General features: G+C 53.4%; 13 protein-coding genes. 3 read left to right on the top strand and 10 right to left on the bottom strand.

Annotated features, from left to right (window positions below):
* From B2067_RS05620 to rplU, 9 genes are all read right to left on the bottom strand, one after another.
* A partial coding sequence (locus B2067_RS05620; RefSeq protein WP_301387744.1) for a class I tRNA ligase family protein occupies positions 1-1,462 on the bottom strand: 1,462 nt, incomplete at its 3' end.
* A 47-nt stretch (positions 1,463-1,509) separates the two neighbouring features.
* Positions 1,510-2,481, bottom strand: a complete 972-nt coding sequence (gene ribF, locus B2067_RS05615; RefSeq protein WP_068444468.1) for a bifunctional riboflavin kinase/FAD synthetase — start codon at positions 2,479-2,481, stop codon at positions 1,510-1,512.
* Between the two features lie 52 nt (positions 2,482-2,533).
* Positions 2,534-4,102: a murein biosynthesis integral membrane protein MurJ gene (gene murJ / locus B2067_RS05610; protein WP_301387743.1), complete on the bottom strand. Its 1,569-nt coding sequence runs from the start codon at positions 4,100-4,102 to the stop codon at positions 2,534-2,536.
* Between the two features lie 82 nt (positions 4,103-4,184).
* Positions 4,185-4,451 carry a 30S ribosomal protein S20 gene (gene rpsT, locus B2067_RS05605; RefSeq protein ID WP_076513228.1) on the bottom strand — a complete coding sequence of 89 codons (267 nt, stop codon included), beginning with the start codon at positions 4,449-4,451 and terminating at the stop codon, positions 4,185-4,187.
* A 155-nt stretch (positions 4,452-4,606) separates the two neighbouring features.
* Positions 4,607-5,446 carry a 3-deoxy-8-phosphooctulonate synthase gene (kdsA, locus tag B2067_RS05600; RefSeq protein WP_068444465.1) on the bottom strand — a complete coding sequence of 280 codons (840 nt, stop codon included), beginning with the start codon at positions 5,444-5,446 and terminating at the stop codon, positions 4,607-4,609.
* Between the two features lie 50 nt (positions 5,447-5,496).
* Positions 5,497-6,636, bottom strand: a complete 1,140-nt coding sequence (gene proB / locus B2067_RS05595; RefSeq protein ID WP_068444462.1) for a glutamate 5-kinase — start codon at positions 6,634-6,636, stop codon at positions 5,497-5,499.
* Positions 6,637-6,688: 52 nt separating this feature from the next.
* Positions 6,689-7,888, bottom strand: coding sequence for an Obg family GTPase CgtA (cgtA, locus tag B2067_RS05590; protein ID WP_068444459.1), 1,200 nt, complete (start codon positions 7,886-7,888; stop codon positions 6,689-6,691).
* Positions 7,889-7,973: 85 nt separating this feature from the next.
* A complete protein-coding gene (rpmA, locus tag B2067_RS05585) occupies positions 7,974-8,234 on the bottom strand; it encodes a 50S ribosomal protein L27 (protein ID WP_068444456.1) in 261 nt (86 codons plus the stop codon).
* A 79-nt stretch (positions 8,235-8,313) separates the two neighbouring features.
* Positions 8,314-8,625 carry a 50S ribosomal protein L21 gene (rplU, locus tag B2067_RS05580; protein ID WP_068444452.1) on the bottom strand — a complete coding sequence of 104 codons (312 nt, stop codon included), beginning with the start codon at positions 8,623-8,625 and terminating at the stop codon, positions 8,314-8,316.
* Positions 8,626-8,913: 288 nt separating this feature from the next.
* On the opposite strand from rplU, the gene B2067_RS05575 reads away from it, so the two are divergent.
* The 3 genes from B2067_RS05575 to trxC are packed head-to-tail and all read left to right on the top strand — an operon-like array spanning position 8,914 to position 12,137.
* Entirely contained in the window at positions 8,914-9,882 is a 969-nt protein-coding gene (locus B2067_RS05575; RefSeq protein WP_301387742.1) for a polyprenyl synthetase family protein, read from the top strand.
* Between the two features lie 16 nt (positions 9,883-9,898).
* Positions 9,899-11,656, top strand: coding sequence for a protein-disulfide reductase DsbD (dsbD, locus tag B2067_RS05570; protein WP_301387740.1), 1,758 nt, complete (start codon positions 9,899-9,901; stop codon positions 11,654-11,656).
* A 46-nt stretch (positions 11,657-11,702) separates the two neighbouring features.
* Positions 11,703-12,137 (top strand): thioredoxin TrxC, encoded by a 435-nt coding sequence (gene trxC, locus B2067_RS05565; RefSeq protein ID WP_297533120.1) that lies wholly within the window; start codon positions 11,703-11,705, stop codon positions 12,135-12,137.
* 23 nt (positions 12,138-12,160) lie between these two features.
* Here the strand turns inward: trxC and B2067_RS05560 are convergent.
* On the bottom strand, positions 12,161-12,639 hold a 479-nt coding region (locus B2067_RS05560; protein ID WP_301387739.1), incomplete at its 5' end, for a hypothetical protein.

Here is a 12,639-nt window from a genome sequence, read left to right as displayed (position 1 = left end):
GGCGATCGTTCATCATGCCTTCGATGCGCGCCTTACCCCAGGACGGACGCCACTCGACGGTGTTCTCAACTTCATTCATCGCCTGATCCAGCAGGCCTGCCTGATTCATGCTGATAAACCACTGCGGCGTCGCACGGAAAATAATCGGCGTTTTATGGCGCCAGCAGTGCGGGTAGCTGTGCGTGATGTTGGCTTTTTTCACCAGTGCACCGCGCTCATTCAGAATGCCCAGTACACGGAAGTTACCTTTATCCGCTGTACTTAATCCCGTCAGCTCAAGCGCTTCCAGTGCAGGGTTGGCAATAAAGTTACCCTGAGAATCAACCAGCATTTCGTCGGATTTAACGCCGTAAACGTTCGAGACAACGTAGTCATCCACACCGTGCATAGGCGCGGTATGAACAGCCCCGGTACCCGAATCGGCCGTGACGTGTTCGCCGGTGATCACAGGCACGAATTTATCGCCGCCTTCTTTACCCGGCATAAACGAATGCTTGACCTTAAACGGCGCTTCATTCTGGTCTGGCGTCTGACCAAAAGCTTTACCTTTTGCAGTGCCCAGAACTTCATAACCATCTGCATCCAGCCCATAACGCTGAGCCGCGTCATCTACGAGGTCTGTAGCCAGCAGAAGAACTTCGTCCGCTTCTTTCAGCAGGACCAGTGAGTATTCAAGTTCAGGGTGAACAGATACCGCTTCGTTAGCAGGCAAGGTCCATGGCGTCGTGGTCCAGATCACGATACTGACTGGCTTATCGACGTCGACGTTAAATACACCAGCAATTGCCTGGGTATCCGGGAAGGTGAACTTCACGTCAATCGCGACGGATTTCTTGTCCTGATATTCAACCTCTGCTTCCGCAAGCGCAGAGCCACAGTCAGAACACCAGTTAACCGGCTTGAAGCCTTTGTGCAGGTGTCCGGCATCAATGATCTTGCCAAGGGTGCGGATGATGTCGGCTTCAAATTTGAAGTCCATGGTCAGGTACGGGTTTTCCCAGTCACCCAGAACCATCAGGCGTTTGAAATCGTTGCGCTGACCTTCAACCTGCTCAGCCGCGTATTCACGACAATGCTGGCGGAACTCGCTGGCGCTGACCTTCTCACCGACTTTGCCAACCTTAGCTTCAACCTTCAGTTCGATCGGCAGACCATGGCAGTCCCAACCCGGAATATACGGCGCATCTTTACCGCTCAGCGTCTGGGACTTGATGATGACGTCTTTCAGAATCTTGTTAACTGCGTGACCGATGTGAATATTGCCGTTCGCGTACGGAGGGCCATCATGCAGAATAAATTTATCCCGTCCTGCGCGTGCTTCACGGATTTTGCGGTACAGACCAATTTCTTCCCAGCGCGCCAGCATTTCAGGCTCACGCTTTGCCAGATTTCCACGCATTGGAAATTCTGTATCCGGCAGGTTCAATGTCGGTTTGTATTGGCTTTCCACTTTATCGTTCATAAATTCACTGATTGCGTCAGGGGCCTGCTGCGTTAATGCGCGGCCTGTTATCGGTCAAATCGGAAAGAATCCGGTCGCGAAGCAAAATATGCCCGCGCCGCTTTCTTATCAGAGTCTATTGCAGACTTGAGCGCATCAAGTCCGTCGAATTTCATTTCATCACGAATCTTTTGCATAAAAGAGACGGTCAGGTGTTTACCGTACAGGTTTCCACTGAAACCAAACACGTGGACTTCCAATGATGGCTCAGGTTCACCACTGATCGTCGGCTTAACACCCAGATTAGCCACGCCGATGTATTCCTCGCGGCTTTCCTGCTCAATCAGGTGCACTGCGTACACACCGGTCATCGGCAGTCGGCTACGTTTAATCAGCACATTAGCTGTCGGTGTATCCAGCGTCCGCCCCAGTTGGCGACCATAGGCTACACGGCCTGACATCTGATATGGACGCCCCAACAGCTCCGCAGCCATCGGTAAATTGTCACGGGCCAACTCTTTGCGAACGCGGGTGCTGCTTACCCGGTCACCCGCAATTTCATGCGTTGGGGTATCGTCAACACTGAACCCTGACACCTTACCAGCGGTCTCCAGTGCGGCATAATCACCACTGCGATCGCAACCGAACCGGAAGTCATCGCCGACAATCAGGTGCTTCACCTGAATGCCGTCGATCAGAATACTCTGGATAAACTGAGCAGCAGACATACTTCGCAGTGATTCGTTGAATGGCAGGCACAGAAGATAGTCAATGCCAGCGTCGCGTAGATCCTGAAACTTATCGCGAAACCCTGCCAGACGCGGTGGCGCCAGATCAGGCGCAAAGAACTCTTTAGGCTGAGGCTCAAACATCATCACCAGAGTAGGCTTACCGTCCTCTGCTGATACCTTTTGCAGTGATTCCAGGATGCGGCGATGGCCAAGATGAAGGCCATCAAAATTCCCGATGGTCGCGACGCAACCATCGAAATCGACGGGCAAACTGGCATTCAGATTGTGCAGGCCACGAATCAGGCGCATCACAGGTACCGCTGCAAAATTAAAAGCACGGATTATAGCGGTTTAACACTGATCAGAACAGCTCGCCGCGGAGATGACGCAGACGCAACCCTGCCGCTGTCATTACGGCGAAATACACCACCACACCGGCCCCAACCAGCACAGACAGCCAACTTATTCGTTGCATCGTTTCCCAGGTTAACCAGTCTCCCGGAGCCCCCATCAACCATACAGACACGGCGGCCAGAGCCGAGTTAGCCAGCAAGAGGATCAGCATGAACTTCAACCAACCAGACTGAGGCTGATATACCCCACTTTTACGCAGTCCGCGGTAAAGCATGAAGACGTTGTAATAAGCTGCCAGAGAGGTCGCTAAAGCGAGACCGGCGTGCTGCAGTGGGTACACAAGTGCCAGATTCAACACCATATTCACGACCATAGCCTGAATACCAATTTTCACTGGTGTTTTCGTATCCTGACGGGCGTAATAGCCCGGCGCCAGAACCTTAATCATCATAAAGGCGAGCAGCCCAACGGCGTAGGCCTGCAAACTCAAAGTCATCTTACCGACGTCGTAAGCCGTGACTTCACCGTAGTAGAAGATCGTCGCCATCAGAGGCGTTGCGAGAAGCACCAGAGCCAGAGCAGCAGGCGTCGCTATCATAAACACCATACGAACTGCCCAGTCGATGGTGCGAGAGAACGCCTCTTTGTCTGCAGCCGCGTGCTTACCCGACAGCGCAGGTAAAATCACCACACCAATAGCAATCGCGAATACCCCCAAGGGCAGGTTATTCAAGCGATCTGAGTAGTACAGCCAACTGACGCTGCCGTCCTCAAGAAACGAGGCCAGCAGAGTATCCAACAAGAGATTGATCTGACTGACGGACACTCCAAACAGCGCCGGTACCATCAGTTTACCAATGCGCCGCACACCTTCATCTTTCGGTTTTACGGAAGGCAAAACCAGCAGGCGCATGCGCGCAATAAAGGGCAGCTGGAACATAAACTGGAACAGTCCGGCAAAGAAAACACCCCATGCCAGGGCATAGAGCGGCTCTTCGAAGTAATCCGTGAAGCCAAGCGTGGCAGCGATCAAGGTGACATTCAGAATAACCGGCGTGAAGGCCGGCACTGCAAAGCGCCCGTAGGCGTTCAGCACGCTGCTCGCAAAGGCCGTCAGCGATATAAAAAACAGATAAGGAAAGGTGATACGCAGCAGATCGCCTGTGAGGGCGAACTTTTCGGGGTCACTGCGAAAACCCGGAGAAAATACCCAGGGCAGATAATCGGCGCCAAGCACGGCCAGGCACGTGACACCTAACAGCGCCATGCCCAGAACACCCGAAACCCGGGCGACTAATAAGCGCACTTCATCGAAGGCTCTCTGCGTCCGGTACTCACTCAAGACCGGTACAAAGGCTACCGAGAACGCCCCCTCGGCAAACAGGCGGCGAAAAAAATTTGGAATTTTGAAGGCGACAAAAAATGCATCCGCACGCGCACCGAAGTACTGAGCCACAATAACATCGCGCGCCAGCCCCAGAACCCGACTCAGCAGGGTCATAACACTGACAATGGATGATGAGCGGAGCAGACTGCTGCTTTTCGCCTCTGGGCCGGATTCAGGCGTAGCGGACATAAGCGTTTCCGTGCGGATATGCGATATTTATACACAAAAAAACCCGCCGTTGGCGGGTTTTCTCTTCGATCTGAAGCAGGTATTAACCTTTCAGAGCGACAACCTTAGTGTTCAGACGGCTCTTGATGCGGGCAGCAGCATTCTTGTGCATGATGCCTTTAGTCACAGACTTGTCGATATAAGGTTTGCTTTGAGTAAACGCAGCCTGAGCCTGCTCGTAGTCAGCAGTTTCGATGGCGGCATTAACTTTCTTAACATAAGTGCGCACCATAGAACGCAGTGCCATAGTACGGGCACGACGTTTGATAGCCTGACGGGCGCGTTTACGAGAACCAGCGGAATTTGCCACAGTCGGCTCCTCAAATTCGGTTATTAACTTTAGTCGGGAATCTACGCGCTTGTGTGTAGGTACCCAGAGAGGGCCGGAATTATCCGGATATAAGCGGGGGCTGTCAACAGCTACAGCCCCTTTACCTTAAGCTCAATGCGAGCCAGAGATCAGAATCAGTCGATAACCACAGGTTCGAAAGATTTCACCAGATCATCAACCGCCTTCATCTGTGCCAGATACGGCTCCAGCTTATCCAGCGGCAGCGCGCACGGGCCGTCACACTTGGCTTCTGCAGGATTCGGGTGCGCTTCGATAAAGAGACCAGCAATGCCCAGCGCCATACCAGAACGCGCCAGCTCAAACGCCTGCTGGCGACGGCCATCGGCGGAATCAGCACGACCACCCGGGCGCTGCAGTGCGTGTGTCGCATCAAAGATCACTGGCGCCTGCTTTTTCATTTCGTCCATGCCCAGCATATCAACCACCAGGTTGTTGTAACCAAAGCTTGAACCCCGTTCACACAGCATGACCTTGTCGTTACCGGCTTCGGCAAACTTCTTGATGATGTGACGCATCTCGTGTGGTGCCAGGAACTGAGGTTTCTTCACATTGATCGCCGCACCGGTTTCAGCCATCGCAACCACCAGATCGGTCTGACGCGCCAGAAACGCTGGCAACTGGATAACATCAACCACTTCAGCAACAGGCGCCGCCTGATACGGTTCGTGAACGTCAGTAATCACAGGAACATTGAAGGTCTTTTTGATTTCTTCAAAAATCTTCAGGCCTTCTTCCATGCCCGGACCACGGTAAGAATTGATCGAAGAACGGTTCGCTTTATCGAACGATGCCTTGAATACGTACGGGATGCCCAGCTTTCCGGTCACCTCGACGTAGGTTTCACAGATTTTCATCGCCAGATCGCGACTTTCCAGCACGTTCATACCACCGAAAAGCGTAAACGGCTTGTCGTTGTTCACGTCCAGACCGGCTACGTTAACCGTCTCAATCATGTCTTTTATCTCCTGAAGTAAAATCCTGCTGAGTGCTCACACATTCTGGTTCAGAGAATAACCAGATTATCCCGGTGAATCATCTCGGGTTCTGTTACCGTTCCCAGCGCTTGTTCAAGTCCGGACGTCGGTGTTTTTAAAATCTTCTGCGCTTCACTGATGCTGTAATTCACCAGCCCCTTGGCGACCAGCTGCCCACGCTCATCACGGCATTCAACCACCTCACCGCGCTCAAAGCGACCTGTGGCTTTGCTGACACCAATTGGCAACAGACTGCGCCCGCCAGTGCGGAGCGCCTTCACTGCACCATCATCCAGCGTGAGTATACCGTGGGTCTTAAGATGGCCTGCGATCCATTGCTTTCGCGCAGCCACTGGCGCCTGCCCGGCTTTCAGCAGAGTGCCCACCAGTTCGCCCTGATGCAGGCGGGAAATAACATTATCTATGCGACCACCAACGATCAGGGTATCCGCTCCAGAGCGCGAAGCCAGCGTTGCTGCACGCACTTTGGTGACCATACCGCCCCGTCCAAGCGCACCGCCGCCACCGGCCATCGCGGCGTATTGTGGATCAGAAGCCATGCCTTCGAAGATCAGCGTTGCGTCGGGGTTTGAGCGCGGGTCCGCCGTGTACAGACCATCCTGATCCGTGAGAATAACCAGCAGGTCTGCTTCCACCAGATTGGCCGCTAACGCACCCAACGTGTCGTTATCACCAAAGCAGATTTCATCCGTTACCACAGTGTCATTTTCATTGATGATGGGAACAACCCCCATATCAAGAAGAGTACGCAGCGTGGTGCGAGCATTGAGGTAGCGCTTACGGTCGCTCAGATCATCATGCGTCAGTAGCACCTGCGCAGTATGCCGACCGTGTTTTGAGAAAGAGGTTTCGTAGGCCTGTACCAGCCCCATCTGACCGACGGCAGCCGCTGCCTGCAGTTTATGAACTTCATCCGGGCGGGTCTTCCAGCCAAGACGGGTCATACCTTCAGCAACTGAACCTGAAGAGACCAACACCACTTCATGACCGGCATTGAGCAGACCAGCAATCTGGTCCACCCAGCTTTGCATACCCTCACGATTCAGGCCCTTGCCGTCATTCGTCAGCAACGCACTGCCGATTTTAATCACCCAGCGTTTTGCGTCTTTCAGATTGTTACGCGAAGCCTGCCACTGCTCTGTTGTCATGCGTTACTGTCCGGCACGGGTTAGTCTTTTGTCGGGTTATTCGTTTGTCGAGTTATTCATTTGTATAGACGACTTCCACATCGTAGTCGTCATCATCATCGTCCTGCTTAGCCGCTTTACGCTCCGCACGTTCCTGACGACGACGCTCATGCAGCGCCTCGAGATGCTCGCGCGCTTCCTCTTCGACCTGTTCGCGCTCGGCCAGAATGGCTTCTGCAAACTCTTCGTCTTCGGCAGCGCGCTCGCGACGCTCTTCCATGTACTCCATGATGTCGCACACAAGCTTATGAGTACCGTCACGGTTGATCGCAGAAATACGATACACCGGACCATCCCATTCAAGCTTCTCAATAATTTCCTGGCAACGAGCCTCGCGCTCTTCTTCAGGCAGCAGATCAAGTTTGTTCAGCACCAGCCAGCGATCACGCAGCGCCAGTCCGGGCGAGAAGTTCTCAAGCTCACGACTGATGGCCTCTACGCGCTCTGCAGGGTCTGAATCATCAAACGGCGCCATATCAACAATATGCAGCAGCAGCTGAGTACGCACCAGATGCTTGAGAAAGCGTGTGCCAAGGCCAGCACCGTCCGCCGCACCTTCAATCAGCCCTGGAATATCCGCAATTACAAAACTGCGGTGTTCCTCAATGGAAACCACGCCCAGATTCGGTACCAGAGTCGTAAATGGATAATCCGCCACTTTCGGTGTCGCTGCTGATACCGAGCGGATAAAGGTAGATTTACCAGCATTCGGCAAGCCCAGCAGACCAACGTCGGCCAGCACCTTCAATTCGAGCTTCAGGTTACGCGACTCACCCGGCTGTCCCGGTTTTGACTGGCGCGGCGCCTGATTCGTCGATGACTTGTAGCGGGTGTTGCCCAAACCATGGAAACCACCCTGAGCAACGAGCAACTGATCACCATGCGCAGTAAGATCACCCAGTACTTCGTTGGTGTCGTCATCAATCGCTGTCGTACCTACGGGTACTTTCAAGACGATGTGATCACCCTTAGCACCAGTACAGTTACGACCCGCACCCGGACGACCATTTTCGGCCTTAAAGCGGCGAGTGTAGCGATAATCCACCAGAGTATTGGTGTTCTCGTCGGCTTCAAGGTACACAGAACCGCCATCACCGCCGTCGCCGCCGTCCGGGCCGCCCTTAGGGATGAATTTCTCACGACGGAAACTGACGCAGCCATTGCCGCCTTTGCCAGCTTCTACAGCGATACGGACTTCATCAACGAACTTCATGGTAATAACGCTCTGGTTTGGGATGTACAAATAAAAACGCCCCAACTGCTATGCAGTCAGGGCGCATCAGCATATTCCGGTGCAATTAAGCCGCTGGAACGATGCTTACGGTCTTACGGTTGTTCTTACCTTTGACCTCAAACTTCACTGCGCCTTCAGCGGTAGCGAAGAGAGTGTGGTCACGACCGATCTTAACGTTTTCACCAGCGTGGAAACGGGTGCCTCGCTGACGAACGATGATCGCGCCAGCTTTAGCAGTCTGACCGCCAAACAGTTTTACGCCAAGGCGTTTACTTTCGGAATCGCGACCGTTCTTGGTAGAACCACCAGCTTTTTTGTGAGCCATTGCTTTACTCCTAGCTGCGAGGTCACTGCAACACTGCGGATGCGGCGGTGTTAACCGCGCGGACCTCTGAAATTAGTGTTTAGCCAGCGATGCTGGTGATTTTCAGTTCAGTGAACCACTGACGGTGGCCCATCTGCTTCATGTGGTGCTTACGACGCTTGAACTTCATGATCTTCACTTTCTTGTGACGACCGTGATTAACAACCTCAGCTGTTACTTTAGCGCCTTCAACCACTGGAGCGCCGATTTTAACATCGTCGCCGTTACCAATCAGCAGAACTTTTTCCAGTTCAACGTTTTCGCCAGTTGCTACTTCCAGTTTCTCAACTTTCAGAGTCTGACCTTCTTCAACACGGTATTGCTTACCGCCAGTTACTACTACAGCGTACATAACTGTAATTCTCCACTAGCACTTAGTGTGCATGACTTTTCAGTGCGTGGCCTTTGTCGCCGCTACTGACGCCATAGCGCCAGTCTTTCGCACTGCCTTTCCCTCTCGCTACTTAAGCCTGCTTCTATTGGCAGCACTCTGGCGTCCATATGGCAGGGAGCGTAATTTCGGGGCGCGAGACTATACCGCACTCCCGTTTTGGCCGCAAGTATGGAACAGGCCTTTTTCTTGACAGGGCGGGTCGGCCTCCCTAGCATTCGTTGCATTATAAAGCAGGCACCCGAATCCATGCATATTAAAGACGTACTTGCCACGGTTAACGAAGAGTTTCAGGCCGTCGACAAGCTGATCCACGAGCAGCTCGAGAGCCGAGTTCCTCTGGTTGAAAAAATCGCCGAATACATCGTCAGCAGTGGCGGTAAACGTATCCGCCCTCTTCTTGTCCTACTGACAGCGAAAGCATTCGATCGTGCCGATGCTGACGCAGTGAAACTCGCCACTGTGATTGAGTTCCTGCACACAGCGACATTGCTTCATGATGACGTCGTTGACACATCTGATATGCGCCGCGGAAACCCAACCGCCAATGCCCGCTGGGGCAACGCTCCCAGCGTTCTGGTCGGTGACTTCCTTTACAGCCGCGCTTTCGAAATGATGGTCGAGCTGCGCTCTATGCCTGTCATGGAGATACTTTCTAACGCCACCTGCGTCATTGCAGAAGGCGAAGTTATGCAGCTTACAAACGTCAAAAACCCCGACACCACCGAAGCTCAGTACATGGAAGTCATCCACGGCAAAACCGCCATGTTGTTCGAAGCTTCTACCCATTCAGCGGCGGCACTGCTCGAATTAAGTGACGCGGATCGCACTGCCCTTAAAGAGTACGGTAAAGAACTGGGCATGGCTTTCCAGCTGGTTGATGATGTGCTCGACTACGAAGGTGATGCTGAAGAGATGGGTAAGAACGTCGGAGACGATCTCGCCGAGGGTAAAGCCACTCTGCCTCTGATTCATGCCATGGCACATGCGAATGAGGAAGACCGCCAGCTTATCCGCAATGCTATTCGCAAAGGTGGACTGGACGACATGAACGAAGTCCTGCGTGTTGTGAAAAGCTGCGGGTCTCTCGACTATACGCGCCAGCAGGCTAATGCATGTCGCGACCGTGCTCAGAAGCACCTGGAAAACTTACCAGCATCAGTCGCACGCGATGCTCTCGCCGCACTGGCTGCCATCGCAGTAGAACGAACCACCTGACGGAGTAACAGATCACATGATGCGCGCGGGACTTTGGCTATTGTTGTTTATTACCAGCATCCCGGCGCATTCCGGTCTGCTGGACGGCCTTGGCGGTTCGGATGATTTCCTGCCTGTCGAACAGGCTTTTCCGCTAGAAACATATACAGAGCCCGGCCAGATTACTGCACACTGGCAGAATGCCGACGGCTACTACCTTTATGAACACCGTATTTATCTGACTCAGGGGGCTGTAAGACTTGATCCTGCCACCTGGTCTAAAGACGGCAAAGAAAAATACGATGAAGCCTTTGGTGACATCGTCGCCTATTACGGTCAACTGGAAGTATCTTTCGACACCGCCAGCCTGGCCCCCGGAATAGCGACTCTCCATTATCAGGGCTGCGCCGATGCGGGCTTGTGTTACCCACCGCAGACCAGTGAAATCGTCATTACTGAACCCGTCGCCAATCCCATCACTGATGTAGCCAGCACCGGCGATGGTGCGATTTCCAGCAGCCAGGCACCTGCCAGCAGTGACGACTCTTTCTTTTCTGGCCGCTCGTTACCTGCGGTCATTGGTATCTTCTTTCTGCTCGGTCTTGGCCTGACATTCACCCCCTGCGTATTGCCTATGGTTCCCATCCTTACCAGTGTTGTACTGGGTGGAGCCAAGACCAGCGCAGGCCGGGGCTTCTGGCTTTCATTTCTGTACGTCACCGGCATGGCCATTACGTACGCAGCAGCGGGCCTGACCGTTGGTCTGCTGGGTGCCGGAGCCAACGTACAGGCCATGATGCAGAGCCCTCCCGTGTTAATCGGTTTCGCGATTTTCTTTATCGTGCTCTCGCTTTCTATGTTTGGCGTATATGAGCTGCAACTACCCTCGGGCATACGTAATCGCCTGAATGCTGCCAGCCAGAAACAGAGCGGTGGTCAGGCTGGCAGCGTCTTTGTTATTGGCGTTCTGTCGGCGCTGGTAGTCTCGCCCTGCGTGTCTGCGCCATTAGCCGGTGCACTCGCCTATCTGAGTACCACAGGTGACGCCACAAGCGGAGCGCTTGCCCTGTTGGCGCTCGGCTTCGGCATGGGAACGCCATTGATTGTCCTGGGCACTACCGGAGCCAGCGTTTTACCAAAAGCCGGAATGTGGATGGAGCGTATTAAGTATCTGTTCGGCATCATGCTGATTGGTGTGGCGATCTGGTTGGTCAGCCGATTATTACCCGGATATATCGTACTGGGCTTATGGGGTGCGCTCGCCGTCGGCGCAGGTGTTTCCGCTGGCGCACTGAATACTGCCAATGAAGGACCACAGCGCCTGATAAAGCCGGTGGCAGTGGGTGTTTTTGCTTACGGCATCATCGCGCTTGCAGGGGCTGTCAGCGGCCGTTCAGATCCTCTGAATCCACTCGGTCACGCTGAAGACGTTCATGTCAGCCCGTTTTACCAGACAGAGTCAGTTGCAGAAGTAAAAGGTCTGATCGCCGGTGCAAATACACCCGTCATGGTCGAACTGTACGCAGACTGGTGCATTTCATGCAAAATTATGGACAAAGAAATCTTCGCGACTGACGAAGCGCAACAACGTCTGAGCCATGTACAGTGGATACAGCTGGATGTCACCGACAACACTGACGAGCATCAGAGCTTTATGAAAGCTCAGGCAGTCTTTGGCCCGCCTACTGTGCTGTTTTTCGAGCCCGGTGCTGACAACGCCAGCGGACGTATTATCGGTGAACGCGAGAAAGATGACTTCCTGCAGGAAGCACTCAATATTTCACCGGCCCCTTGAAATACATAACTGTCGCCTCATATAGAAAAAACAACAGGAGACAGTTATGCATATTACTTGCCCGGACTGCGGAGCCATCAACCGCATCCCAGACGAAAAACAGAATCAGCCCGGACAGTGCGGCAAATGTAAAAGTCCGCTATTCACGGGCTCAGTCACAGACCTGAGTGACGCGAACTTCCAACGCTTTATTACAAAGAATGATTTGCCCGTTGTCGTCGACTTCTGGGCAAGTTGGTGCGGCCCTTGCCAGATGATGGCACCGATATTCAAAGATGTTGCCGCGGCTATGCCTTATCAGGCCCGCTTCGCCAAGGTGAATACGGAACACGCCCAACAGACCGCTGGCCAGTTTTCGATACGCAGCATTCCCACACTGATGGTGTTCAAAAACGGTAAGGTGATCGACCAGATGGCAGGCGCCCTGCCTGCACAGCAATTAAAGCAATGGATACATCAGGCTCTGGTTAAAGCCAGCTGATTCTGTGCCTGGCGCGGTGAGTATCAGGCTGATTGCTCACCGCCACTAACGACGAACTCGACGGCCTGCATAACGGGTTCGAGATCTTCACGCCAGTCCATAGCTTCATTGTAAAAGCCCTCAAGGCTCTTCAGAAAATCCATCACCAGGCTGAGCATCCGCTCTTCCTGTTCTTCATGCAGGCCGAGGGTCAGGAGTTCCTCTCGCAGCTCAAGCTTAACGTCGTCCCGTTCATTCGCCGCGCGAATCTTCATTTCATCCTGTCGCTTCTGAACATCCAGCAGCGCTTGTTTAACATCAGACACGACATCAAGAAGTCGATCCTTCTGGCGCAGACGCTCTTCCATATTCAGGCTGCTCACGCGGGCATCCGTAGCGCTCAGTACGACCGCCAGGTGGTCTTTAATACGGCCAAACCGGGCTTCGTCTTCATAGGGTACGTTTTTTATAAGAAGTGCCGTGCGCGGATAATTCACCAACATCCGGCGGCCGAACTCCATGA

It is taken from the genome of Thalassolituus sp. UBA2590 (assembly GCF_002339775.1).
Lineage (GTDB): Bacteria > Pseudomonadota > Gammaproteobacteria > Pseudomonadales > Oceanobacteraceae > Thalassolituus.
This window is presented reverse-complemented; position numbering and strand designations above follow the sequence as displayed.